The following is a 25,849-nucleotide window of genomic DNA, read 5'->3' on the forward strand; positions in this document are numbered from 1 at the left end:
TGTCCACGTAGCGAGAACCTGCTGTCCCGGCTTCGCTAGTTCACACAATTCGGATGTAATTTTCCATCCGAGAGGTAGACGCAGGAGAGGAACGACGAAGGATTATTCGTGACGGCATTTTTCAGCGCCGTTGCCTGCTGCGTTCCAGGGCGAATTAAGCAGTCGTAGGGGAAGACCCCGGGGACCATCCATGAGGGATGCGCCGACCACAACGCAAAACCATGAATTTGCGGATAGCCGGAAACGATACGTGGAAGGGCCGCCGCGATTTTCTGGGCCGCCCAACTCGAATTCTGCTGAGTGCCGTCGGGAAATCCTAACTCCATAAAGAACACTGGTTTGGATGGCGCGACCGTCTTCACCTCTTGCAGGACAGCGTCCAGTGCGGCAAAGTGATTCTCAACGGGGACCACGTAGTCCTGGGTGAGCCCGGGCCAGTCCTTTGCGTAATAATCGATCATATAAAAATCGAGACTCACCCAGTCGACGTATTGGTCTCCGGGGTAAAAGTTGGCGAAGGAGTGGCAGCTCTGAAGCAGTTGCTTTGCGTACGCCTTGTCGACCGTGGCCGGCAGATCCGCGACGTCATAGTCGATCTGGTTTAGTTGGTTCACAGACCATCCCATAGAGTCAAATGTGAGAAACCTGAGACCTTCGCGGCGAACAAAAAAATCGTAGTAGTAGCGTTGTGCCGCCTTGAGACGTTCAACCCCGTCGCAGATTTGCGGCGTACCGATATCGGTATAGAGTGAACTATACGGCAGGGAGGATGGGTTGAACTCCGCAAAACCGCGCTTGTTTTCGATTGCCCATTGCAGCGACTTGTCTCCTGCCGGACCGAAGCCCCCGAAATAATCTGCTCCGATTCCATTGGGTTCGCGCCCAGAGATAAAAAATGTCGGTTTGCCGTACTGACGAAGCTCGCCGGCAAATCTTCGAAGCTCTGCATCGTAGACGCCGCTGAGAAGCTTGTCGACAGTGAACCCATCCGGCGCCTCGGATTCACCCGGTGCCGGATGGATGTTGTATGCCTGAACGACAATTACCTTTCCTTCCTGCCAGGCAAGATTCGCGGCTGCGACATCGAAATGCGGCTGCCCGGCCGCATCGTACCCGTTCGCCCAGGTGCCGCGGTGCCTCGACCAGAGCGCAGTTTTCCGGCCGCTGGCCGATTCAAACGAAGCGATGTCGTTCTGCACCCATTCATACTGCCCGATATAAAGACCCGCTGCTGGCGGAGGGGCGATCTTGAGCACCGAGTAGTCACGGGAGGTCGCAGTCTGGCTCGCTGGAGGGGTGGGGGGCGGTTGTGTTTGCACTTGGCGTTTTCTGCGGTAAAGCCAGTTCTGGGCTTCTGCGGGTGAGACAGAGTCGAAAGAGATCCAGATGCCAGATAGAAAACTTAGTGCGAGAATAGCGGCAATGTGTGTTTTCACGATAATACCTCCGAGTATCTATGGTTGATACTCAGCAAGCGTCGTACCATGCGCGGAGGTCGTCTTGAGCTCCAAGATGTCCATAAAAGGTGATGTTTTTATCTTGACGTGTCTCCGGGTTGGCACATTCTTGTACAAACTGCGGGCAGGACCATGCAGGCGGTAGTTCCGTATCATCGGCTCCTGGGCAGAAAGGCGAGACGGGATGTTGCCCACTACTTCTAGGGTTCTATCCCCGGAATACATTCCGTCGGCATCAGCTCGCCTCCGTGGAAGTGGGAGACCTGTTTCCACTTTTGCAGCACGGCCTTGTCATCGAAGGTGAGCAGGTATTCCTCACACCAGGTGCCGGGCGGGGTATAGCGGTTGCCGGACTGTTGCTCACGAAATTCATAGACCCAGACGCCCTCGCCTTCCTCGCCCTTTCGAACCGCTTTGGGCGCGCCGAGAGCCTGCTTCACCTCTGTTTGCGTGGCGCGACCTTTCGCGGAGTCGAGGTACGCCCCTTCCTTTGTTTGAAGATGACTGCAGGCGACGACGTTGATGGCGATGGCCATGAGACCGAGTATGTGACGGAGATGAGTCATGATGCCTCCCGGTTCGAGGGGAATCTTCCCAGTGCTGTCGTGAGTGCGATCGGATTGTACACTGATCCGACACAGTCGTCTTCTGTGAGTTGATTTCCGGGAAGCGGCGTGGCGGTATCGAGTACGTGTGGCGGATAGGGTTCTATGTGTGGGAGAGTCGAGCAGACAGACCACGAGCGTAAGATCTAGCCCTGGAGAGAACGAGCGAGGACAGGCAGCAGGTGATCAGACGGCTTTTTTGACCAGGCCGGAACGCAGGCAGCGGGTGCACACGCGAATGCGTAAGGCTGAGCCGTTGACGAGTGCTTTCACGCGTTGCAAGTTGGGATTGAAGACGCGCTTCGTCCTATTGTTCGCGTGGCTGACGTTGTTACCGGTTTGGTGTTTCTTCCCACAAAGATCACAAGCAAATGCCACGGACCTACTCCTTTGTTGCGGCGTCTTTCAACGACTAGTGCTGAACGGAGCGAAATGCTACCATAGCCCCACGGGCTAAGACAAGCTGCCGGGGTGAATTCTCCACTGTGGATGCCCTCCTTCCTGTGCAAGGCCCTTCACCGTCACGGAGGTTCCATCCATGGATGTGGTCACGCTCGTGGGGTTGCTCGCCGGTACCCTCACCACGATTGCCTTTATCCCCCAACTCCAGCAGACTTGGCGTACCCGCTCCGCGCAGGACGTGTCCTTGGGCATGTTGCTCACTTTTGTGACCGGGGTCTTTCTCTGGTTGGTGTACGGCTTGCTTCTCGGCGCCCTTCCCATCATCCTCGCGAACCTCGTCACGCTTGTCTTAACTCTCGCCATTCTCATCCTCAAACTTCGGTACCGCTCGTAGCGCTTTTTCCTGCGCGTCAGACGACGGCGGCATCCGTGGGAATATCTCCTCGATGGCTTCCGCTCGCGCCTCCTCTTGACAAGATCGGCCATCTTCTCCTAGAGTTTGCCGCGTTTCAAGACACCTCGGGTCAAGGGAAGAGGGTGTAAAGCCCTCGCGGTCCCGCCGCTGTAAATGGGGACGAAACCCGCAGGCGCCACTGTCTGGGAAAGCCGTCGGTTATCGGCAGCCAGCATTCAGCCAACAGCTGATGCCTGATCGCTGAGAGCTGATCGCTTCGAAGATGGGAAGGCGCGGGGAGTAGGATGAACCATAAGCCAGAAGACCTGCCCGAGGAAGACCCTTTATTCCCTCGTGGGCTGGGGAATAGGCGAGGATGATGGTGCGGGTAATCCTCAGGGTTCCACGTTGGCCCTGGGGATTTTTTATTTGCTCGCCGTTCGCCCGATCCCCGTTCGCCGAAGTCTCACCGGAATTCTTGGAGTCGTCTGCTATGTGTTGCTCGCCTGTGTATCGCTCGCGTTTGCGCAATCTCCGGAGGATGATGCGGTGATGAAACGCCGTCAACAAGGCATCCTTACGGGCATGCCGTTCATGGCCAATATTACGCCGCGCACGTTTGTCGACGACGCGGGGAGAAAACTCTATGTGGCCAAGGCGCCCGCGCGAGTCGTCTCGCTGGCGCCCAGCATTACGGAGATGCTATTTGCGTTGGGGCTGGATGAGCAGATTGTCGGGGTGACCGAGTTTTGTAACTTTCCAGAGGCAGCCAAGACGAAATCCAAGGTCGGCTACGCCAATCCCAACCTTGAATCGCTGATCGCGCTTCGACCCGAGTTGATCGTCGCGCCTCGCGAGTTTCATCGGGCGAATGTCCTGGCCAAGCTGGAAGAACTGAAAATTCCCGTGCTGCTCTTGGATGCGACGTCGCTGGAAAGTATTTTTTCGCATCTGCATACGTTGGGGCGCATTTTTGATCGCTCCACGGCCGCCCATGCGATGACGCTGGCGATGCGCAACCGGATGGCGGAACTCACCGCCAGAACCGAACATCTAGCACGCGTTCGGGTCTTGTACGTCATCAACAGCCAACCGCTGATCACGGTAGGTCCGGGAAGTTACATTCACCAGATGATCGGGCTTGCCGGTGGACTGAATATCGCCTCGGAGGCGAAGGCGCCCTATCCGCGTCTTACCATGGAAACGGTGTTGAAGGAAGATCCCGAAGTCCTGTTGTTCCCCAGAGGGTCGATCGAAACCGTGCCGCGAAGTGAGCAGGAGGCTTGGAGGCGCTGGACGACGGTGACCGCAGTTCGGGAAAACCGTCTTCGCGACGTGTCGGCCGATGCTCTCAACCGCCCGGGCCCGCGCGTCATGGAAGGGCTGGAGGCGTTGGCCCGGGCGATCCACCCCGAAGCCTTCGCGTCGGAACCGGTACCCGTACAGCCATGATGCCAGCAGCCGGCCACCCCATGCCTCCCGCGCACGCCTTGACTGCATCGACCTTGTCCACCGGTCCCTTGCCATCTGGTCCGCCGACGGTCGCAGGCGACCCGCCGGTTCAGGACTTGATCCTCACACCGGCGCGCTGGTGGCGCGTGATGACCGTACTGTCGCTCGTTGCAGGCTTGTTGGCTCTCGTGTGTCTGCAGTTGGGGACTCAGTACATCGGGGTGGGGCGCATCCTCGGACTCTTCGCGTTGCTGCTGTTCGGTCGACCGGGTGACGAGCAGATGGTCGACACGGCCGGCGTCATTCTGTTTCAGGTCCGGCTGCCGCGGGTCGCACTCGGATTTCTGGTGGGGAGCTGTCTTGCCTCAGTCGGCGTGGCGTTGCAGGCCTTGCTTCGGAATCCGCTCGCCGATCCCTATGTGCTGGGTGTCTCCAGCGGGGCGGCCTTGGGCGTGGCCGTCGCTGTCTTGTTCGGCATCGGAACGACGGTGCTGGCGCTGTCGATCCTGCCGGTGTGCGGATTTATTGGCGGCCTGGTGGCCCTCGCGATGATCTATCGGATGGCGGCGACCCATGAGCGTCTGCCGATTCACTCGGTGCTCCTGACCGGGGTCATCCTCAATGCGATTTTCTCCGCGCTCATCATGTTCATCACTTCCATCATGGAGCCGAATCGGTCGTTCGGCATGATGGCGTGGTTGATGGGGTCGCTCACCGCCCCGGCCTATCCGGTGCTGGTGGCCTTGTCCGGCTATCTGCTGATCGGGCTGATGCTGCTCTTCAAGCAGGTCCGTGTGCTCAATATTCTGGCCTTGGGTGAAGAGCCGGCGCGCTCGCTGGGTATCGACACGGAACGTGTCAAACGGTTCATCTTTTTGGTGTCGGCCCTGATGACCGGGGCCGTGGTGTCGTTCAGCGGCATGATCGGTTTTATCGGCATGATCGTGCCCCACGCCGTCCGTCTCGTGCTCGGAGCCGACCACCGATTGTTGTTGCCGGCCTCGGCCTTGGTCGGCGGCATGTTCTTGATGGCGGCGGACACGGTGGCGCGTACGCTGTTTGTGCCGTCGGAAGTGCCGGTCGGGGTGATCACGGCGTTAGCCGGTGGCCCGTTTTTCGTCTATCTGCTGGTATGGCGAAAGGATCGATTGGCATGACGTGGATCGACCACACCGCTCAGACTCTGGCTGGAGACCTAGAGTCAGGTCCGGTGGTGCACCATGCCTATGCGGTTCGCGGGGTGCATTTCCGTTACGGAGCCTCGCGTCCACAGGGAGAGCCCTGGGTGCTTCGAGATGTGACGCTGGAAGTCGCACAAGGCGAGATCCTGGGCATCGTCGGGCCGAATGGGTCCGGCAAAACCTCGTTGCTGAAACTATTGGCGAAATTGGCTGTGCCACAGGAAGGGGAGATCGCCCTGTTCGGACGACCGTTGCGCAGCCTCTCTCACGAGCTGGTGGCGCAGTCCGTCGCGGTGGTTCCGCAGGACAGCCCGCAGATGTTTCCGTTCACGGTCGCAGAGACGGTCTTGATGGGGCGATTTCCCCACCGACGGCGGTCGGGATGGAGCCTGGGCTTCGGCTGGGAAGATCGAGAGGATTGTCAGTCGGCGTCGCAGGCCATGGCCACGATGGACATTGCGCATCTCGCCGGGTGCGCCGTCACCGATCTGTCCGGAGGAGAACGTCAGCGCACTATGATTGCGCGGGCATTGGCGCAAGCGCCCATAGTGTTGTTGCTCGATGAGCCGACGGCATTTCTGGATCTACAGCACCAGTTGGGCATTTGTTCGACCCTGCGCCGACTCTGTGACGAGCGCGGGTTGACGGTGGTGATCGTGTCGCACGATCTGAACCTTGCCAGTCAGTATTGCGATCGAGTGGCCATGTTGAGGGCGGGGCAGGTGCGGATGGTCGGCGCTCCCGCCGAGGTCATGTCGGTCGAAGTGCTGCGGGAGGTATATGGCTGCGAGGTCTTGATCGATGCGCATCCGCAGTCGGGATTGCCTCGGATCACGTTGCCGAGGCAAGGGATGTCGTTCAAAGGGTGATCGGATGTTGCGGGAGGGGTTCGCGCCGGCCCACCCGTGGGAAGAGAAGGGGCGCGTCATCATTGGAGAACGGAGTGTCAGGAAGACGCCGTCAGCGTCGGGGAAGATGGTGCAAATCCATCACGGTGCCGCCACTGTAAGCGGGGAGTGACTCTGCACGGAGCCACTGTTCGAGGAAGTCGTTAGCCATCAGCGTGAAGCTGTTTGCTGAAAGCTGAGTGCTGAGAACTTCTTCGGTCGGGAAGGCGCGGAGCCGCGACGATCCGTAAGTCAGGAGACCCAACTGACGGCTGTTACGACTGATCCCTTCGAGCGAAAGGGAGTGTCAGGATGTTGGTACGTCTCAGGCCATGGTCTGTCTTGTTCGTGTTGCTGTGTGTCATACGTGTCCCGCCTGTGTGGACGGCAGCGGCGGTTGCCGACGAGCCCCCGGAGTCTGATCCTGTCGTGCAGGCCGAGGAAGTCGTGGTCTCGGCCACCAAAACCCCATTGCCGGTAAGCCAGGTGACCAGCGCGGTCGAGGTCATCACGGCGCAGGACATGAAACGACAGAACATCAGGAGCGTGGTGGACGCGCTTCGGTTAGCCCAGGGTGTGGCAATGTTTTCGAACGGCGGGCCGGGTACCGAGGTCACGGCCAAGATTCGAGGCGGCGGGGCGAATCAGACCCTGGTGCTGATCGACGGCGCGATCGTCAACAGCGCCACCGTCGGTAGTTACAATTTCGCCAATCTGACGACCGACAATATCGAACGAGTCGAGATCCTTCGCGGCGCGCAGAGTATGTTGTGGGGCTCCGACGCCATGGGCGGGGTCATTAATATCGTGACGAAGAAGGGACAGGGGCCGCTCTCCGCGACCGGCTTCATGGAGTATGGATCGTTCGCCTCCATCCGTGAGGGGGGATCCGTCTCGGGGAAACAGGGGATCGTCGACTATAGCCTGTCCCTGTCCCGCTGGGACATGTCTTCCTTTTCCGCCGTCAATTACAGGCGGGGGGCGACGGAGCGGGATTCGTACCGCAATTGGCAGGGTTCGGGGCGAATCGGCGTCGATCTTCCGCATGACGGGCGGCTGGACTTCAGCATGCGTTGGATGAACTCCGATGTGCAGCTGGACAACCTGTCGGCTACCGCGCCGAGCGACGTGTACGGCTCGAAGATCCGGAGCCAGGAATATGTGTTCAGCGGGAGTTATGAGCAGCCGGTGACGAGCTGGTGGACGCAGAAGCTGACCCTCGCCCGATCTCAGGAGGCCTCGCTGTTTCTCCCCGGCACGTTGCAACGGAGCTTGGTCAGCGGTGCCTTCAGCACCCCATTCGGAGATCCGAACGAAACGCGTGTGCTCTCCAACCGCTTGGAATGGCAGCATAACGTGCAGATCACCAAATTGTTGCTGCTGAGCGCCGGTTATCAATTTCGGGAGCAGCAGGGTGAGAACGACAGCGGGCTCACGAATCGAATCCTGAGTTCCCACGCCGGATTTGCGCAAGCCCAGTTCAATCTCTGGGATCGAGTCTTCGCAACAGCCGGGATTCGCCATGATAGTTACAACGTCTTCGGCGATGCGACCACGTATCGACTTACGGCGGGGTATTACCAGAAGGAAACCGATACCAAGCTCCGCGCCGGGTATTCGACCGGCTTTCGCGCGCCCAGCATGAACGAGCTGTATTTCCCCAATTTTGGCAATCCCAATCTCGGGCCTGAAAAAAGTCAGAGTATGGATGTGGGGATCGATCAGTATCTGTTTTCCAAGCAGATCAAGTTCACGGGAGGGTTGTTCTGGAACCGGTATCGGAATTTGATCACGACCACATTCGATCCGGTCTTTTGCGCGCCGTTCAGTACCTTCGGGTTCTGCCCGCAGCAGCTTGGGGAAGCCTCGACCAAAGGCTGGGAGGCCGGACTCTCGTATACCTACTCAAGCGACAAACGGTTCGTGAAGAGCCTCATTCTGCAGGCCCAATACACGAACACGCTCACGCGCGATCTGGATAGCCAAAGTCGTTTGCCGCGTTGGCCCACCGATCAGTGGAGCGCCACGATCAGCTACCAGCCCATCGACCCCCTATGGATCACGTTGATCGGTCGGTATGTGGGCTCGCGATACAACACCACCGGAGATCGGCAACCTCTTCCGGCATTTGATGTGTGGTCGTTGGCGGTCACCTACGATGTCACAAAGCAACTCCAGGCTTATCTCCGGGCCGAGAACCTCTTCAATGAGAAGTACGAAGAAATCGCCAGCGCCGGTACGCCGATCCGGTCGGTTTTCGGCGGCGTTCGGGTCACGTTCGGGGGAAAGTCGTGAGGCGAGCGTGAGCGCACGACCGATGCATCGTCCTCGATTGATCATCGCCGGCACCCACAGTGGTGCCGGCAAAACCACCGTCACCTTGGCACTGCTGGCGGCGCTCAAGGAGAATGGTCTGGTCGTGCAGCCGTGTAAGGCCGGGCCGGACTTCATCGATCCCGGCCATCACCAGGTAGTGACCGGTCGGCCGTCGCGCAATCTCGACGGCTGGATGCTTGGCGAAACCGTGAATCGAGCGATATTCTCACACGCGTCGGCTGACGCGGACCTGTCGATCATCGAAGGCATGATGGGGCTCTTCGATGGAAGTTCGCCGACACAGGATAAGGGCAGTACGGCCGAGTTGGCCAAGCAACTCCAAGCTCCGGTGCTGCTGGTGATCGACGGCAGTGCCATGGCCCGTTCGGCCGCGGCCATGGCATTCGGGTACGCCAAGTTCGATCCGGCTGTGCGCGTCGTCGGCGTCCTGTTTAATCGGGTAAAGAGTGAGGGGCATTACCGATTGCTGCGAGATGCGGTGAGATCAGCCACGGATCTGGAGGTGGTCGGGTACCTGGAGCCGGATCCGGCCATGGCCATTGCCGACCGGCATCTCGGCCTGAGAACCGCAATCGAAGAAGGGCAGGGTGAGGTCTATGCCCGACTGGCACAGTCCGCGACAAGGACGATTGATGTGAATCGGGTCATCGCGCTGGCACGATCGGCAGACGACCTCGTGCTGCCGGCTGAGCCGGCGTTGGATCTGTCGGTGAGCCAACCGCAGACAGTGCGGGTCGGGGTGGCGTACGACGCAGCCTTCTGCTTTTATTACCAGGACAACCTGGAGATGCTGAAGGCGGCGGGGGCCGAGATTGTCCTGTTTTCGCCCTTGCGTGATGCCACCATACCGGATGTGGACTTGCTGTATTTCGGTGGCGGGTATCCGGAGCTGTACGGCGAGGCCTTGGCGGCCAATGCTGCCATACGATCCGCGATCCGTGCATTCAGTGAGAGGGGCGGGGCGATTTATGCCGAGTGCGGCGGTCTGATGTATCTGACACAGGCAATCCGTGATATGGCGGGACACCGACATGAGATGGTCGGGGTCATATCCGCTGAGGCGGTGATGCGGAAGGCCGGGATGACGCTGGGGTATCGAACCGTGCGGCTGACACAGCCCTGTCTGCTTGGTCCGGAGGGCACGGTGCTGCGTGGGCATGAGTTCCATTATTCGCTGCTGGAGCCGACGGGCGAACTGCAGTATGTCTGCGCGCTCTCGGATGCGGACGGCAAGCCGGTTGGACCGGACGGGGTGATGAGGCGAAAGACGCTGGCGTTGTATAGTCATCAGCATTTCGGCAGTTGCCCTGATGTGGTGGGGCATCTGCTCGGAGCTGCGCGTCGAGCGCGCCGGGATGTGGCACCTGCGCGAACGGCCTGAGATGACGGAGCAGGACAACCATACGGCCAGCATGCAGCGCCTGAAGGCTTCGGTGGACCGTCGTATTGAAGCGGCACAGGAAGAGAAGGGCTTGCTGATCGTCCATACCGGCGCGGGGAAGGGCAAGACCACTGCCGCGCTTGGCATGGCACTGCGTGTGCTCGGCCATGGGAGGAAGGTGGCGGTCGTGCAGTTCATCAAAGGCGCCATCGACACGGCAGAGGAACGCATGCTCCGGTCATTCGGCGAGCGTGTGACGTTTCTTCGCATGGGCGAGGGGTATACGTGGGAAACACAGGATCGCGAGCGCGATACGAGATTTGCCCAGGAGGCCTGGGCCAAGGCGTGTGAGTTCTTGCTGGATCCTTCCTATGCAATGGTGATTCTCGATGAATTCAACATTGTGCTCCGGCACGGGTACGCCGATCTCGACCAGGTGCTGCCGCGCTTGTTATCGCGTCCTTCTATGCAACATGTGGTCATCACCGGCCGAGGGGCTCCGCAAGAATTGATAGAAGCGGCAGACCTGGTCACGGAAATGAAGCAAGTGAAACATCCCTTTCGGAAAGGGATCAAAGCTCAGGCGGGGGTGGAGTTTTGAGAGGTCCGGTCAGCAAGACCTGCGAGCACTGCCGGCAGCCGTTCGAATGTGTCGGGTATCAATGCTGGTGCGGGAAAATCGGTATTACCGAACAGCAGATGGATTGGATCGCTGCGCGGTTTAAGGACTGCCTTTGCCCCGTCTGTTTGCAGCAGGTGGCGGATGGGACACTTGGGCCAACGAGGACGTCCGGGGCGAATCAACCAGGTTAGCGTGTCGCTGGGATGCCTCTCCAAGCTCGAGTCGGAAATCAGTGCTCTGGTGTGAAAGGATAGAAGCATGCGAATTACCAAGGTATATACCAGGACCGGTGATGCAGGGCAGACCCGGTTGGCCGGGGGACAGCAGGTGTGGAAGGACTGCCTGCGAGTCGAAGCCTATGGCACGGTCGATGAGCTGAATGCGTCGGTGGGGTTGGTGCGGGCGATGAACGCCGAGGGAGGAAGCGCGTCTCCCGCCTCCGCGCAACTCGAGGCTGATCTGCGTTGGATTCAGAATAAGTTATTCGATGTCGGGAGTCTGCTCGCGACCGCTCCGGGCCAGACCTTTCCCAACATGCCGAAGGTGACCGATGGCGATGTGACCAAGCTCGAAGAGATGATCGATCGATGCCAGGAGGAGTTGGCCCCGCTCAAGGAATTTATCCTGCCCGGCGGTGGCAAAGTTTCGGCCACGCTGCATCAAGCGCGAACCATCTGTCGGCGGGCCGAGCGCGATTGCATCCGGCTGAGCCGGGAAGAGGACGTCTCAGTAGTGCTCAACAAGTATCTGAACCGATTGAGTGATGCCCTGTTTGTCATGGCGCGCTGGGTCGCGAAGACGCAGGGGGAACCGGAATTTTTGTGGCAGCGTGAGACCGATGCCCCCGGCAAGTAAGTCAGGGAGACCGCGCCGGCGTTCCCAGTCTCGTCTCATTCTAGTCCTGGGAGGAGCGGCCTCGGGAAAAAGCCAGGTGGCGTTGGACAAGGCCGGTCGTAAGGGACCGAAGGCGTTTGTGGCGACCGGGCAGGCACTCGATGGCGAAATGAAGGCCCGTATCGATCGGCACCGTGCGACCAGGGCGGCTGATTGGTCCACTGCGGAAGTTCCTTGCGCGTTGGGCGATTGGTTTCGATCGGAGGGTTCCGGGTATCGCACGATTGTGGTGGATTGCCTGACCCTGTGGATGAGCAATGTCTGCGGCCGCCGCATTGTCGGGAAAGATTTGACCAGCGCCGTGGACGAATTGATACAAGCGATTCGGCGGACTCCGGCTCGGGTCGTCCTGGTGAGCAACGAGCTGGGATATGGATTGGTGCCGACCAGCCGGGATGCGCGCGCTTTTCGTGACCTCGCGGGCCGAATCAATCAGCAGTTTGCCGCTGCGGCCGACGAAGTCTATTTTGTCATCGCCGGACAATCGCTTAGGCTGAAATAAACAGGAGCACGACGTGATGACACTCGATGAGGTGGTGCGGCAGATTCAACCGGTCGATCAGCAGAGTGCCGCGAAGGCTCAAGCTCGCTTGGACGGGTTGACCAAACCCCTCGGCAGTCTCGGGAGACTGGAAGAGACCGCGGTGCGGTACGCCGCCATCACCGGCGACGTCAAGCCGAATGTGCCGCGCGGGGTCGTGTTCACGTTTGCTGCTGATCACGGGGTAGCAATGGAGGGCGTGAGCGCCTATCCGAGCGAAGTCACGCCGCAGATGGTCTTGAATTTTCTCCGGGGCGGCGCCGGGGTGAACGTGTTGGCGCGGCATGCCGGGGTTGAGGTTCGGGTGGTGGATATCGGGGTGGCCCATGACTTCGCAATGGTTCCTGGCCTTATCCAGAAAAAAGTCATGCGGGGAACGAGGAACCTCCGGCGCGAACCGGCGATGAGCAGAACAGAAGCAGCGCAGGCGCTGCACATCGGTATCGATCTGGCGACCCAGGCGGCGTGCGAGGGCATTGGGCTCATCGGCACCGGCGAGATGGGAATCGGCAATACGACGCCGAGCGCCGCAATCACGGCCGTGATGACCGGTCGGGCCGTGGCCGAGGTCACGGGACGTGGCACCGGCATCGACGAAGCCGGTCACGCCAATAAGATTCAGGTCATTCAAGACGCGTTGGATCGACATCGTCCAGACCCGGCTGATGCGGTCGATGTGGTGGCGAAGGTGGGCGGACTGGAAATTGCCGGATTGGCCGGGCTGATCCTGGGGGCTGCGGCGGCGCGGGTCCCGGTGGTGTTGGATGGATTTATTGCCGGTGCAGCTGCATTAATTGCCGTGGGGATCCAGCCGCTCTGCCGAGACTACCTCATCGCCTCGCATCGATCGGTTGAACGGGGGCACCAGGCGATTTTAGATCACCTCGGCCTCACGGCGCTCTTGGATCTCGACCTGCGGCTTGGTGAAGGTACGGGGGCCTGCCTTGGCATGGGGCTGGTACAAGCCTCCATCAAGATTCTCACCGAGATGGCAACCTTTGACGAAGCGGGCGTTTCGCAGCGTGACTAAGATCATGTCGATGACCAGACCCTTCGTGTTCGCCTGGCATTTTCTGACGGCGATCCCGATCAGCCGCCGTTATCATGATCCGACGGCAGATGAGCTGGCGGCGTCCATGGCCTGGTATTCCACGGTGGGGCTGATGATCGGCGGGCTCCTGGCGCTGGTGGATCAGGTCTTGCGCTGGTGGCTGACGGCCGAGGTGGTGAACGTCCTGCTGATCGTCCTGTTGGTGCTGCTCACGCGCGGGTTGCATCAAGACGGGCTTGCGGATACGGTCGATGGATTAGCCGGGGGCCGAACGATAGACGACCGGCTGCGCATCATGCGCGATCCGAATGTCGGTGCCCTCGGCGCGACAGGCCTTTTTCTCTCGCTCCTGCTGCGGTATGCCGGCTTGCTCGCCCTACCCCAGTCGTGGCGTTTCCCCATGTTGCTCTGTATGCCGGCGGTGGGTCGTTGGGCGATGGTGTGTGTGGCCTGGTCCTCTTCCTATGCGCGACGCGATGGAGGGTTGGCGTCGGCGTTCCTCACGAATCTGTCATGGCACCATGTCCTGCTTTCGACGCTGGTCTTGGCCGTGGCCTTAACGGCAGGTCTGGGCCCGGTTCCGGCCTTGGCTACCATGGCATTGGGGACTTTAGTGGTTGTGCTGGTACGGCAGGGTTGTCGCAAATGGTTCGGCGGCGTGACCGGTGATCTGCTCGGTGCCACCAATGAGCTGATTGAGATTGTGTTTCTGCTGCTGGTGCCGATCTTGGTGATGACTCGATGACGGGCGTCGATTTAGCGCTCGCGGCGGTGCTCGACATCGCGCTGGGAGACCCCCGCTGGTTTCCCCATCCGGTGCGAGGAATGGGCGCAGTCATCGGTTGGATCGATCATCGTATCCGCATCATCTGCCGGAGCGAGCAGGCTCTTCAGCTTGCCGGCGCCTGTCTGGCGCTCGGTCTGCCCGCCTCCGTCTATGGCGCAGCCACGTGGGTGATCGGGCAGGCTGCTGCGCTGCACCCAATCCTGGGCCAGGCCGTCGGCATAGGCCTGGCCTCTACCACGTTGGCTGGGCGCGACCTCTATGACCATGTGCAGGCGGTGACCGGCGCCTTGGCGGCCGGCGATTTGGCGGGAGCGCGAAAGGCGGTCGCCATGATTGTAGGGCGCGACAGCGCCGCGTTGACGGAGCCCGAGATTGCGCGCGCGACCGTCGAGACCATCGCCGAAAGCGCCTCCGACGGGATCATCGCCCCGTTGGTGTATCTGTCGCTCGGCGGCGCGCCGCTGGCGCTGGCCTACAAGGCGGTCAACACGCTCGACTCCATGATCGGCCATCGCGATGAGCGGTATGAACATTTCGGCTGGGCCTCCGCCCGACTTGACGATGTGGTGAACTGGGTCCCTGCTCGATTGACGGGCGGCTTCATCGCGCTGGCTGCCGGCTTGTCCACCGGGCAATGGCATCGCATCCATGAGAGTTGGTACATCTTGCATCGGGACGGTGACAAGCATCCCAGCCCGAACAGCGGACAGCCGGAGGCTGCCATGGCCGGTGCGTTGGGTGTGCAACTCGGAGGACGGAATTATTACGACGGTGTTCCCCATGATGCCGAGTTGCTCGGGGATGGTCCGGGGGAGGTGACTCCCGAACATATCGGTCGCGCAACCCGCATCATGCTGGTCATCTATGCGCTCGGTTTGTTCTTTGCTTTGTTGTCCTTGTGGGTATCATGACGCGGACGGTCCACGGCGGAGATGTGTACGGCGCTGCTCGTGATGTGGGGCGAGCGCCCGATCGATTGCTCGATTTCAGCGCAAGCATTAATCCATTAGGCCCCTCACCGGCTGTCCTCCGGATGCTCACACGCTCGAGGTCACTGCTTTGCCATTATCCCGATCCGCTCTGCTGGGATCTTCGGCAGGCGCTCGCGGCTCACTGGCGCCGTGCTCCCGAGGCGATTCTCATCGGGAACGGTTCGACGGAGTTGATCCATCTTCTCCCTGATGCCCTGCAGATTCGGCATCTGCTGGTGGTCGGCCCGACCTTCTCCGAATACGCGGCGGCGATGGCACGATCCGGAGGGCGGATCAGCACGGTAATGGCCGAGTATGCGGATCACTACCGACCCAGCCTGGAACTGGTGTTGGAGGCCTTGCGACGGGTTTCACGACCGGGTACCCGGTCGTGTCCCCTCGATGCCGTCCTGCTCTGTAATCCGAACAGTCCGACCGGCGTCGCCTGGGAGGCCACTACCGTTCGAACGCTGGCCCGCGCAGCGGCGCGCCTCGGGCTCTGGTGCGTGGTCGATGAAACGTTTGCGGACTATTGCGAGGCGGTGTCGATTCTTGGGAAGGCCCTTCCACCCAAGACCATTGTGCTGAGAAGCTTCACCAAGTTCTATGCGCTACCTGGCCTCCGTGTGGGGTATGCGGTCGCGCATCCCGCTGTGACGAAGCAACTCAGTGCGCAGCAACCTCCATGGTCGGTGAACATGTTGGCGCAGCGAGCTGCCATGGTGGCCTTGCGGGACGATCGACATCGCCGGCGCAGTCTGCAATTCATGGATCGGGAACGGACCAGGCTGCAGCGGGCACTTGAACGGCTGTCCGGCGTCCGGGTGTTTCCAGCCAAGGCGAATTTCATCCTGTTGGAACTGCCGGTCGGGCACAAGGCGACACAGGTGGTCTCGGTACTGCGACGGCGAGGGGTGCTCCTCCGTGACTGCTCGAAGGTCCCGGGGTTGAATGACCGCTCGCTGCGGGTGGCGGTACGAACGAGAAGTGAGAATGATCGACTCCTGAAGGCCTTGTCGTTCATCGGACGAGTGGCAGAATGAGCGGACGTCCGCCGGATCGCTTGGCAACCACATCGCGTGTCACCCGCGACACGTTGATCGTCGACTTAGGCAGTCGTATGCGTGTCCTGTCCTCCGCGCCGCGGGGCGGAGGTCTGCGAACCACTCGCTACATTCTCAATCACCAGGTGGCGTCCAATCCCTCGTCGAACGTCGAAGGGAGACCCTGGGAGCATCCTTCCCGGTATCTGAGGCGTCTGGCCGGGCTACTCGGTGTTGAGGCGGATTGCGTCGGCCTAATGACGGCGGTGCCAATGACACAGGTGGTGAGCTGTCTAGAGGAACGGGATGGGCTCTGGGTGGAATGTTTTGCCACGGTCGGGGTCACCAATGCCGTGCGGGCCGGTGAACGGCCGAGCCATCGGGACGGACATGCCCGGCAAGGCAAGGCAGGGACGATCAATCTCATTATCGTGACGAACGCCTGCCTCGCGGCTCCGGCACTGGTCGGCGTGGTGCAGGTTGCCACGGAGGCCAAGACGGGCGTCCTACGTGATCACGCCGTTCCCAGCTGGACCGGTTCGCCCGGCGCGACAGGGACGGGGACGGATGCGGTGGTCGCCGCCTGTGCCCTGCGCGGGCATGGGCCGTGGCATTCGTACGCGGGCACACATACCGATCTTGGTTCTATGATCGGTCTGGTGGTCCGCGACTGTGTGGCCGAAGGGCTTGCACGCGCCGCGCAATGGACCGCGACGCATCGCCGCTGATGTCTGGAAGAGTTCGATGCCTCACTCTGCACGTGCCATAGCCATAGCCGTCCTGGGAACTGGTTCCGATGTCGGAAAGAGCCTGGTGGTCGCCGGTCTCTGTCGATTGCTGCATCGGGCAGGCATCAGGGTGGCGCCGTTCAAAGCGCAGAACATGTCGCTGAACTCGTTCGTCACTCCGGAAGGCGGAGAAATCGGGCGTGCTCAAGCGTTGCAGGCCGAGGCGTGCGGCCTGGCCCCCCATGTGGACATGAATCCCATTCTGCTGAAACCGGAATCCGATGCCAGGGCGCAGGTGGTGGTCCAGGGACGTGTGTATTCGACGTTGGATGCACAGGCGTACTTTTCGCGCGGCCGGAATTCGGAATTGTTCCAGGCAGTGCGGAGCAGTTACGAGCGGCTCGCCGCGCACTATGACGTGATCGTGATTGAAGGGGCCGGAAGCGCTGCCGAAGTGAATCTGCGCGACCGTGACTTGGTTAACTGGTCGACGGTGGAATTGTCGGATGCCCGGGTTGTCTTGGTCGGCGATATCGATCGAGGCGGCGTATTCGCCCAATTGATCGGCACGCTGGATCTCATTGCGCCGGAGGAACGCGCTCGGGTCTGCGGGCTCGTGATCAACAAATTTCGCGGCGACAGCGCGCTCTTTGCAGACGGGGTTCGCTTTCTTCGCGAGCGGACGGGGATTCCGGTGCTTGGTGTGCTGCCCTTTCTCCGCGACCTCACGCTGGATCAGGAGGACAGCCTGGATGTCGAGATTCGGCGTCAGGCGGCCTTTGCGGACGATCGCGTCAACATTGCGGTCTTGCTGCTGCCGCACATGAGCAACTTTACCGATTTCAACATGCTGACCCAAGAGGCCGATGTGGCCCTTCGGTACGTGGCGACGCCGGCCGAGGCAGCAGGAGCTGATGCGGTGATCATTCCCGGGTCGAAGAGCACGTTGACAGACCTGACCTATCTGCGCGGGAAGGGGTTTGACGCGGTCGTCCAAGACCATGTCCGTGGCGGAGGGGAGTTGGTCGGGATCTGCGGCGGGTACCAAATGTTAGGGAATCGGATTGCCGACCCCGATGGCGTCGAGACCGGCGGCGAGGCAGACGGCTTGGGATTGTTACAGACATACACCATCATGATGCCTGAAAAAATCACCGAGCAGGTGGAGGCCTCAGCGCTGCACCTTGATGATGCGGGATCGGTGTCGGTTCGTGGGTACCTCATTCATATGGGGCGAACGGACCCCGGCCCCCATCGTTCCTGTTTCCACCTCGAAGGGAGACCGGCGCGGTCCGTCGATCAGCTTCAGGCAGGTGCACCCGATGCCGGCTCATCGGACGGAGCAGTGCGGGATGATGGGCTGGTCTGGGGGACCTATATTCACGGGTTGTTCGATCAGTCGCCATTCCGGCGTGCCTGGCTGAATCGGTTACGTCGTAGAAAGGGACTCCCGCCGATCGAGCTTGTGCGTTCCCAACAGGTGAACGACACACAACGGCATGCGTTGGATCGCTGGGCCGATCATGTTGAGCAGCACCTCGATCTCACCCCGATCTGGGCTATCCTCCGTTCACAGACGGGTGGCTAGGCGCTGACTGCAGTACGAGCTCACCTGCCGGTCATTTTGACGCTTCTCTTCCAAAGCGACCAAACTTTGGCGCTCCCTTCGAAATCTTGAACAGCGGCAGATGTGGATTCGTTGCGTGGACCGTATGGGGTCTCGTTCGCCCTCCACACTGAATCATCCGCAAAATCGCTGACTTCATGCATGGGCCTCTACCTGCTTCCTTTGCCCTACGTATGTGTTTTGACTGGCACCAATTGTGCACAGGTCTGGCCGGGGTCACAGGGGGCCGGCGCGGGCTCCCCGTGTCCGGAAAATTGTCAATCGATAGATTTGCGCTATCTTTGACAATAGATCAGCGGACTTAGGAGATGGCCTGTTCCGGGTGACCGGGAGGCAGAGAGAAGGAGGGGCCATGGCGAACCATTGCATCAGCAGAATCCTGGTGGCGGTACTGACGGCGACAAGTATCGGGACGGCCGTGCCCGCATCGGCCAATACCGAAGTGGAAACGGCTGAACTGCTCATCAAACTGGTGCAAGTCGGACGCGGCGTCCTCTCCGAAAATCAAGCGATTATCAACGACTCCAGCAAAGGCGAGAAGGGATTCACCGGCGACTTCGTCGCCAACCAGGTGATCGAACGCTTTCGTAAGGCGACCAAGATCGATTTGAGCCGCCCTGCGACGGTGCCGCAAGGGCCGTTGTTCTTAGCCATGGTGGAATCAGAAAAAGAAGTGATCGATGAGGCGCAGCCCGTGATCAACAAGCAGGGCGTCGGATTTAAGGGCATGATCCCCGCTGTTTTCGCTAGGAAATCCGGGGAGCGGTTCTTCCGGAAGACCGGGATTCGGGTGAAATTGACCAGCACGGACTATCGTTATCCCGGAAATCGCCCCGATGACTTTGAAGCCGAAGTGTTGAGACTCTTTGCCGACACGCGCCATCCCAAGGGGCAGCCGTACAGCAGGACCACGATGCTCGACGGTCGGCCGGTGCTGCGCATGATGGATCCGGAATATGCCGCGACCACATGCCTCAGCTGTCACGGCAATCCAAAGGGTGACCGTGATGTGACCGGCGCCAAGAAAGAGGGATGGCATGAAGGGGATCTCGCCGGCGCCATCAGCATTGTCATTCCGATGAAATAGACCCAGGCGCTGTGTCGGGTCAGTGATCGTCGCACACATTTAGCCGGTTTGGAGGGGGGCACGCATGAGTAAGATCGTCGTCGTGGATGATTCGTACGCCGAGTTGCAGTTGATCGAAGGGTATCTCAAATCCGCCAACCATACGGTGGTCTCCTATCCCAACGCGGACAAATTGGAAGACAAGTTGGCATTGGATAAGCCGGACCTGATTGTGTTGGACGTGGTCATGCCGGGACGCAACGGATTTCAAGCCTGCCGTGACCTGAAGGGCGACGACCGCTTCAAGGGCATTCCGATCGTACTTTGTACATCGAAGGGGCAGGAGAGCGATAAGTTTTGGGGACAACAGCAGGGCGCAAACGGCTACGTGGTGAAACCGTTCAAGGCCGAGGACCTGGTCGCCGCAGTGAAACGGGCATTGAATTAACTCATGAGCGACGTTCCCACCATTCCATCTCAACCTGTCGCGTTACCCCAGGCTCCCGGAACCCCCGGTGCATCAAGATCCTCCGGCGCGTCGACCGACGGTCCGCTGCGGATGTGCCTGTTGACGCTCGGCGGCGAACTGTTCGCGATCGATCTTCGCCATGTCAGTGAAGTGTTCGAGGTGGAGTCCGTCACCGCCGTGCCGAGCATGCCGAGTTATCTCACGGGTGTGACCAACCTGCGGGGAACCGTCATCACTCTGGTGGATTTGCGGGGAAGCCTTGGCCTCTCGGCCGGACAATCGTTGCTCCCATTCGCGGTTGTGGTCCGTTACGGCCCGAGGCAAGTCGGCGTGCTCGTCGACCACGTTCCGGAAATTCACACGGTCACGCGTGAGCAACTGCTGCCCGCCATGCAGGCCGGGCCTGCCGGGGCGCGCCCCTGTGTGTCGGCGGTGCTTCGCGTGGATCAGCGGCTCGGGGGAGTGTTGGAAGTCCCACAGGTCTTTGCGCAGGTGGACGGAGGCAGTGCGGCATTCCCGGTGATGTAACCGACTACGCCATACAGGTTCGACGGCCGCGCGAGCAGGCAGCAGACCGACCGGCCGGCGAATCGCTGGAACAGCAGTAACAAGGAGGAGCGCACGATGATCGGCCAAGGCATCACGAATCGATTTCAGGACATGAAGACACGGTCGAAGCTGTTTCTCGGCTTCGGTCTGGTCAGTCTCATCATCATGATCATGGCCAGTGTCGGTGTGTTCACTCTGCGCCAGCTCAGCACGCACTCCCAAACGGTGTATGCGGACTACACGGTGCCGTTGGCCGATTTCGCGCAGATGGGAACCGCGCTGACCAAACATCATCAAATCCTGCTGGACGTGGCCGCGGCGACAAAACAGGCAGACTTTGCCCAAGACGCGGCGAAACTCCCCGCGTTGAAGGCGGAGATTGAGAAGGCGGTCAACCATTACAAGGGCACCAACCTGCGGGTGTCTCGGACGGGGCGGGATGAACAGGCGGACCTGACTCTGTTCGAGCCGGCGTTGAAAAAATACTTTCAGGATGCCGACGGCGCGTTGAGCGCGATGGCCGACAGTTTCGATCGCAACACCCTCTCCGCCTCCCAAGCCGAGCAAATGCGCGCGCTCGGCGTCCTGGCACTGACGGTCAACCTGACCCCGTCGTTCGAAAACGTCGTGAGGCGCCACAATGAGCAGGTGACGACCATTGAGGCGATTGCCAAAGACCTCAACGAAGATGCGCAGACGCTTGCGACCAACGGTACGTTTATTCTCGTGGTCGGTGGTGTGGTGGCGGTGGCACTCGGGTTATTCGTCGGATACCTCCTGGCGACGTTCTTGTCTCGTAACATCACGCACATCGCCAACGTGGCGACCCAGGCCGCCGGCGGAAACCTGCAGGCACGCGCGAAGATTGAGTCTCACGATGAGTTGGGGCAAATGGCCATTGCCTTTAACTCGATGCTCGACCGTATTACCGCGCTGGTGTCGACAGAAGAAGAACGCGACCTCATGCAGAAGCGCCTGATGCAATTTCTTGTGCTCGTGTCCGAGGTCGGTAAAGGAGACCTGACCAAGCGAGGCGAGGTGACGGCCGATATGTTCGGAAACCTGGCCGACGGGTTCAACTTGATGATTGCTCGGTTCGGACAGTTGTTGAAACAGGTGCGGGAAGCGGCGGATCGGGTGAACAAGTCGGCTGGAACCTTGCGGGATTCAGCCGGACAGATGTCCGGCACGGCCAGGGCCCAGGCGGAGGAGTCGGTACGAACCTTGGGCGCGGTCGAACAGTTGGCCGCTGGTATGCGCCAGGTTGCCACCACGGCCGGTGCATCATCCGAGTCCGCGAAGCAGGTGTTGTCTGCGACCGAGCGCGGAAACGTCGCGGTGCAGGAAACGGTGCGCGACATGCAGAGTATCCGCTCCGCGGTGCAACGCATGTCGAAGCAGGTGAAAGGTCTCGGTGACCGGTCACTCGAAATTTCGCAGATCGTGTCGACGATTCGAGACATCGCCAATCAAACCAACCTCCTCGCGCTCAATGCCGCCATCGAGGCGGCGGGCGCAGGTGAGGCCGGTGCACGGTTCGCCGTCGTGGCGGACCAAGTCCGGAAATTGGCGGAAAGTTCCACTCAAGCCACCCGCGAAATCGCCGACCTGGTGAAAGTCATTCAGAGCGAAACGCAGGACGCGGTGGTGGCGATGGAGCACGAAACTCAAGCGGTGGAAGCCGGATCGGCCTCCGCTCTTCGAACCGGTGACGTGTTCGCAGAAATTTCCGACATCGCGAAACGCTCATCCGAATTGGCACAAACCATCGCCGGTGCGGCATCCGACCAAACGGCCTCGACGGAAAAAGTCGGTCGAGCGATTAAGGAGTTTACCGGCGGGGCCGTGGCGACCCAGAAGCAGACGGACTCGACCCGGTTGACCATTGAAGACATGGCTAAACTGGCCGAAGGTCTCAACTCGTCGGTCGCCCAGTTCAAGCTGGTGTAGGAACATTCTAGAAGAGCGGTGTTGCCGCTCGGATGTGAAGTGACGCGATGAGCGCTGACTTTGATCGCGACCAGCTGTTGGACATCTTCGTCGCTGAAGCCGGTGACGATATGGCGCAGTTCTGGAAGGCCTTGCACCCAGAGGGGAAGGCGGTTCCTGCCCCTGCCGACGTCGCGAATTTGCACACGGTCGGACATAAATTGAAGGGGGCAGCGCTGCTGTACGGGTTTCCAGGCCTCGGTCGACTGGGCGCCTTGCTGGAGGAGACTCTGGAGCGAGTCGGGGAGATTGCTCCCGACACATGGCCCCTGGCCCTGCAGGTGATGCGTGAGATCGTCGACTCCTTCAGGACGCAAGTCGCACACATCGGGCGTGGAGGAGGGGAAGACGATTCCGTGGTCGAGGGATTTGTCCGTCGCTGTGCCGAGCTGCTGCCTATGGCGGCAGTGGAGGCCGCAGCAGATTCGGTCCAAGCCGTGGCTGGGCCCTCCGACGACTATCTTATCCCGGTCATCGATGACGAAGTCTTGTCCTACTTCTCTCCCGAAGCGGAAGATTATCTCAACACCATTCAGACGCTGCTCCGGCGGTTGGAGCAAGACCTGGCGGATGTCGATACGATCCATCAGTTGTACCGAGTCGCACACACGCTCAAGGGATCTGCCTATACGGTCGGATGTCAAGTGGTGGGGGATGTGGCCTATCCTCTCGAAACCTGTATGACCGCGGTCCGTGAAGGAAACGCCGGTATGGCGCCGCATTGGATTGCAACGATTCGGCATGCCGTGGACGTCATGCGGGCATTGATGGCGAGAGACCCGAAGCAGTTGCCGAAGTTACGACAGGACGTCCCCTGTATCCTGACCATGCTGCGAGACTTGCAGCATGGTCAGGGCCAGTCCAGCGGTCACGAAAAAGCCGGAGAGTCGCAGGATCAGCTCTCTTCGCCGGTGGCGCCGACACCAGCAGCTGAATCACCATTGCCTGTCCAATCTGCGGCGGCGAATCACGAAGAAGAACTTTCCGAGGCCTACTTGGTGCCGTCGCTCGATGCGGAGGTCATTTCGTACTTCGCTCCGGAAGCTCAGGAGTATCTGGACAGTCTTGAGACCGATCTGTTGCGAGTGGACAAGGATGCGGCCAACCCAGACACGATCCATCAGTTATTTCGCACGGCTCACACGTTGAAGGGATCCGCCTATACCGTCGGTTTTCACTCGATCGGAGACCTGACTCATCACATCGAAGATTTCATGGGTGCGGTTCGTGAGGGGCGTCTAGAGTTTCGTCCCGGCCATACGGATGTGTTACTGCGTGCGATCGATGTGATCCGAAGCCTCATGCGTCGTGATCCGTCCGTCCTGAGTCGAACCAGACAGCGGTTCGCAGCGTCGTTACTGGAACTGACGAGCTTGGGCGGGGCCTCCCCAATGATGGATTCTGTGCCGGAATCTTCGCAGAGAGTTGCCGAGGCGATGTCTCAGGCTGAGGCTTCTGAACACGACGGCGCGGAATCGGTCACATCAGGGGAAGGAAAACCGGGAGAAGAGCGAGAGGTGATCCGAGTCAGTCGCGATCGCCTGGAACGTCTGTTGAATCTGGTCGGCGAATTGGTCATCGATCGAGGCCGTCTCGAACAACGTCTACGGACGTTGAATCAATTGGCCATGCAAGTCTTGGCCAACAAGAACCGTTTGACCGATGCGGTGCGCACCTTTGAGGATAAACATACCTTTTCATTCCAGCCGTCTCCGGCGCCTGCCGAGGGGGCAATGCCTCCTGAGGTGTCGGGCATCAGCGATTTCGGCAGCCTGGAGTTTGATCGGTACGACGACTTCAATATTCTCGCACGCCGAATCAGCGAAGTGACCGCCGATATCTCCGAATCCATGGCACAGCTTTCCGGATCGATCCACCGCGCGCAAGACGACATGGGGTCCTTACAGCAACTGACCCTGAGCATGCGAGATGAAATCGCCCGCGCGCGTATGGTGCCGATCGGGACACCCTTTACCCGGTTTCGTCGTGCTGCTCGGGAAATGGCCAGAGCCACGGGGAAGGAGGTCAATTTAGTGACCTCCGGTGAACATACCGAAATCGATACCGGTGTCGTGGAGCGGTTGGTCGATCCGTTGGTTCATCTGGTGCGAAATGCGGTGTATCACGGTATCGAACCGGCGACCGTCCGTGTTGCGCAGGGGAAACCCTCCGCAGGCACGATATATCTTCACGCCGCCCATCGAGGCAACTCGGTGCTGATTGAAGTTGAGGACGATGGGGTCGGACTCGACCTCGCCAAGATCCGAGCGAAAGCGGTGAAATTGGGGTTGGTGAGGCAGGACGTCGCCGAGACACTTCCCGAGAGCGAAGTGATCAAATTCATCTTCTTGCCGGGTTTCTCCACCGCTGATGCCGTCGGCGGGCAGGCGGGACGCGGCGTCGGTATGGATGTGGTGAAGCGCGTTATCGAGACAATGAACGGCCACATCGAAGTGGAGTCGGTGTACGGGCAGGGCACGAAATTTACGATGCATCTGCCGCTCACCTTGTTGATCGCCACGGCGCTGCTGGTGCGGGTCGGCGGTGAGCGATACGCGATTCCACTTCCGAGCGTGAGAGAAGTCACGATGTCTGCCTCGTCGATGGTGCAGCAGATGGGGGATCGCTCCGTTCTGCAGATCGGTGACGAAGCGATTGAGATCTATCCGCTGGCAAGTCTCATCCGCCGTGAGGCAGGCACCATTCATGGAGTGTCGCCTGTGGTCGTCGTGCGTACCTCAACCGGGGTGCTCGGGTGCGCGGTGGACGAGCTGCTGGGGCGACAGGAAATCGTCATTAAATCTCTGGGCGGACTGAAACCGTATGAGCGATCGGTGTTTGGCGGTGCCACGATTGACCCGGAAGGCCGGGTGATTCTGGTGTTGGACGTCAGCCGTCTGACGACGCGCGAGTATCATGACCCGTTGTCACACACCCACGCCTTGGGCCTGGCGGGCAATGCGGAGCCACCGTCTACGCCCGATTCCGCACAGCCCACCGCAACTCAATTGCCGCTCCTGTTGATCGACGACTCGCTCAGCATCAGAAAGTTTGTCGGTCGAATGCTGGAGTCTGCCGGGTACAGGGTGGACACGGCAACCGACGGCGAAGAGGGCTGCCGCAAAGCCATGGTGCAGGCGTATCAACTGATCATTACCGATCTCGAAATGCCGAAACTGAATGGCTATGAAGTAATTCAGGCTCTTCGCGCAAGGCCTCAGACCCACAGCACGCCGATTTTGGTCATGACCACCCGCGCAGGAGAAAAACATCGCCAGATGGCCGTTAGTGTCGGTGCGTCCGGCTATATTGCCAAACCGGTCGAAGAGCGGGCCTTAATTCAAGAAGTTCGCAAGTGGGCGGGGCGTGAAGCCGGGGTCGAAAAATAGGAACGTTTTGGTGATTCATGCCGTTGC

General features: G+C 60.1%; 24 protein-coding genes and 2 riboswitches. Of the genes, 21 read left to right on the plus strand and 3 right to left on the minus strand.

From position 1 onward, the window contains the following. Positions 1-35 precede the first annotated feature (35 nt). The 3 genes from KJA79_RS15495 to rpmB all read right to left on the minus strand — a co-directional run bounded on the left by KJA79_RS15495 (position 36) and on the right by rpmB (position 2,440). On the minus strand, positions 36-1,436 hold the full coding sequence (locus tag KJA79_RS15495) for a glycoside hydrolase family 26 protein (RefSeq protein WP_213042973.1): 1,401 nt from the start codon (positions 1,434-1,436) through the stop codon (positions 36-38). A 221-nt stretch (positions 1,437-1,657) separates the two neighbouring features. Then, a complete protein-coding gene (locus tag KJA79_RS15500; protein WP_213042974.1) occupies positions 1,658-2,023 on the minus strand; it encodes a hypothetical protein in 366 nt (121 codons plus the stop codon). Between the two features lie 225 nt (positions 2,024-2,248). Then, a complete protein-coding gene (rpmB, locus tag KJA79_RS15505; RefSeq protein WP_213042975.1) occupies positions 2,249-2,440 on the minus strand; it encodes a 50S ribosomal protein L28 in 192 nt (63 codons plus the stop codon). A gap of 160 nt (positions 2,441-2,600) precedes the next feature. Between rpmB and KJA79_RS15510 the strand changes: the two genes are divergently transcribed. The 21 genes from KJA79_RS15510 to KJA79_RS15610 all read left to right on the plus strand — a co-directional run bounded on the left by KJA79_RS15510 (position 2,601) and on the right by KJA79_RS15610 (position 25,822). After that, complete coding sequence (locus tag KJA79_RS15510) at positions 2,601-2,858, plus strand: SemiSWEET transporter (protein WP_213042976.1); 258 nt, start codon at positions 2,601-2,603, stop codon at positions 2,856-2,858. Positions 2,859-2,968: 110 nt separating this feature from the next. Beyond that, positions 2,969-3,206: riboswitch (cobalamin riboswitch) on the plus strand. Positions 3,207-3,212: 6 nt separating this feature from the next. After that, positions 3,213-4,310 (plus strand): ABC transporter substrate-binding protein, encoded by a 1,098-nt coding sequence (locus KJA79_RS15515; RefSeq protein ID WP_246507712.1) that lies wholly within the window; start codon positions 3,213-3,215, stop codon positions 4,308-4,310. Next, positions 4,307-5,467, plus strand: coding sequence for a FecCD family ABC transporter permease (locus KJA79_RS15520; protein ID WP_213042977.1), 1,161 nt, complete (start codon positions 4,307-4,309; stop codon positions 5,465-5,467). The genes KJA79_RS15515 and KJA79_RS15520 overlap by 4 nt, the downstream gene beginning before the upstream one ends. Further along, a complete protein-coding gene (locus KJA79_RS15525) occupies positions 5,464-6,360 on the plus strand; it encodes an ABC transporter ATP-binding protein (protein WP_213042978.1) in 897 nt (298 codons plus the stop codon). Before KJA79_RS15520 ends, KJA79_RS15525 begins: the two co-directional genes overlap by 4 nt. A gap of 75 nt (positions 6,361-6,435) precedes the next feature. Beyond that, positions 6,436-6,662, plus strand: a riboswitch (cobalamin riboswitch). 28 nt (positions 6,663-6,690) lie between these two features. After that, a complete protein-coding gene (locus tag KJA79_RS15530) occupies positions 6,691-8,673 on the plus strand; it encodes a TonB-dependent receptor plug domain-containing protein (protein ID WP_213042979.1) in 1,983 nt (660 codons plus the stop codon). 7 nt (positions 8,674-8,680) lie between these two features. After that, positions 8,681-10,096 (plus strand): cobyrinic acid a,c-diamide synthase CobB, encoded by a 1,416-nt coding sequence (locus KJA79_RS15535; RefSeq protein WP_213042980.1) that lies wholly within the window; start codon positions 8,681-8,683, stop codon positions 10,094-10,096. Continuing rightward, positions 10,071-10,697, plus strand: a complete 627-nt coding sequence (gene cobO, locus KJA79_RS15540) for a cob(I)yrinic acid a,c-diamide adenosyltransferase (RefSeq protein WP_246507714.1) — start codon at positions 10,071-10,073, stop codon at positions 10,695-10,697. Before KJA79_RS15535 ends, cobO begins: the two co-directional genes overlap by 26 nt. Then, complete coding sequence (locus KJA79_RS23355) at positions 10,694-10,909, plus strand: cysteine-rich CWC family protein (RefSeq protein ID WP_213042981.1); 216 nt, start codon at positions 10,694-10,696, stop codon at positions 10,907-10,909. Before cobO ends, KJA79_RS23355 begins: the two co-directional genes overlap by 4 nt. A 67-nt stretch (positions 10,910-10,976) precedes the next feature. Next, positions 10,977-11,573, plus strand: a complete 597-nt coding sequence (locus KJA79_RS15550) for a cob(I)yrinic acid a,c-diamide adenosyltransferase (RefSeq protein WP_213042982.1) — start codon at positions 10,977-10,979, stop codon at positions 11,571-11,573. Next, on the plus strand, positions 11,557-12,114 hold the full coding sequence (cobU, locus tag KJA79_RS15555; protein ID WP_213042983.1) for a bifunctional adenosylcobinamide kinase/adenosylcobinamide-phosphate guanylyltransferase: 558 nt from the start codon (positions 11,557-11,559) through the stop codon (positions 12,112-12,114). Before KJA79_RS15550 ends, cobU begins: the two co-directional genes overlap by 17 nt. Positions 12,115-12,127: 13 nt before the next feature. Beyond that, a complete protein-coding gene (gene cobT, locus KJA79_RS15560; protein WP_343224259.1) occupies positions 12,128-13,183 on the plus strand; it encodes a nicotinate-nucleotide--dimethylbenzimidazole phosphoribosyltransferase in 1,056 nt (351 codons plus the stop codon). 4 nt (positions 13,184-13,187) lie between these two features. Continuing rightward, positions 13,188-13,949 carry an adenosylcobinamide-GDP ribazoletransferase gene (gene cobS, locus KJA79_RS15565; protein WP_213042984.1) on the plus strand — a complete coding sequence of 254 codons (762 nt, stop codon included), beginning with the start codon at positions 13,188-13,190 and terminating at the stop codon, positions 13,947-13,949. Then, positions 13,946-14,902 (plus strand): adenosylcobinamide-phosphate synthase CbiB, encoded by a 957-nt coding sequence (gene cbiB, locus KJA79_RS15570; protein ID WP_213042985.1) that lies wholly within the window; start codon positions 13,946-13,948, stop codon positions 14,900-14,902. The genes cobS and cbiB overlap by 4 nt, the downstream gene beginning before the upstream one ends. Next, a complete protein-coding gene (cobD, locus tag KJA79_RS15575; RefSeq protein WP_213042986.1) occupies positions 14,899-16,005 on the plus strand; it encodes a threonine-phosphate decarboxylase CobD in 1,107 nt (368 codons plus the stop codon). Before cbiB ends, cobD begins: the two co-directional genes overlap by 4 nt. Further along, the gene (locus KJA79_RS15580; protein WP_213042987.1) at positions 16,002-16,733 is read left to right on the plus strand and encodes an adenosylcobinamide amidohydrolase; all 732 of its coding nucleotides are present in this window, start codon (positions 16,002-16,004) and stop codon (positions 16,731-16,733) included. Before cobD ends, KJA79_RS15580 begins: the two co-directional genes overlap by 4 nt. 16 nt (positions 16,734-16,749) lie before the next feature. Continuing rightward, positions 16,750-18,321 carry a cobyric acid synthase gene (locus KJA79_RS15585; protein ID WP_213042988.1) on the plus strand — a complete coding sequence of 524 codons (1,572 nt, stop codon included), beginning with the start codon at positions 16,750-16,752 and terminating at the stop codon, positions 18,319-18,321. A gap of 391 nt (positions 18,322-18,712) precedes the next feature. After that, positions 18,713-19,447 carry a Tll0287-like domain-containing protein gene (locus tag KJA79_RS15590; protein WP_213042989.1) on the plus strand — a complete coding sequence of 245 codons (735 nt, stop codon included), beginning with the start codon at positions 18,713-18,715 and terminating at the stop codon, positions 19,445-19,447. Positions 19,448-19,511: 64 nt separating this feature from the next. Then, positions 19,512-19,874 (plus strand): response regulator transcription factor, encoded by a 363-nt coding sequence (locus KJA79_RS15595; protein ID WP_213042990.1) that lies wholly within the window; start codon positions 19,512-19,514, stop codon positions 19,872-19,874. A gap of 3 nt (positions 19,875-19,877) precedes the next feature. Further along, positions 19,878-20,423 (plus strand): chemotaxis protein CheW, encoded by a 546-nt coding sequence (locus tag KJA79_RS15600; RefSeq protein ID WP_213042991.1) that lies wholly within the window; start codon positions 19,878-19,880, stop codon positions 20,421-20,423. 96 nt (positions 20,424-20,519) lie between these two features. Then, positions 20,520-22,394 (plus strand): methyl-accepting chemotaxis protein, encoded by a 1,875-nt coding sequence (locus KJA79_RS15605; protein ID WP_213042992.1) that lies wholly within the window; start codon positions 20,520-20,522, stop codon positions 22,392-22,394. A 47-nt stretch (positions 22,395-22,441) separates the two neighbouring features. Beyond that, entirely contained in the window at positions 22,442-25,822 is a 3,381-nt protein-coding gene (locus KJA79_RS15610; RefSeq protein ID WP_213042993.1) for a hybrid sensor histidine kinase/response regulator, read from the plus strand. Positions 25,823-25,849 lie beyond the last annotated feature (27 nt).

Origin of the sequence: Nitrospira defluvii (assembly GCF_905220995.1) — a bacterium.
Lineage (GTDB): Bacteria > Nitrospirota > Nitrospiria > Nitrospirales > Nitrospiraceae > Nitrospira_A > Nitrospira_A defluvii_C.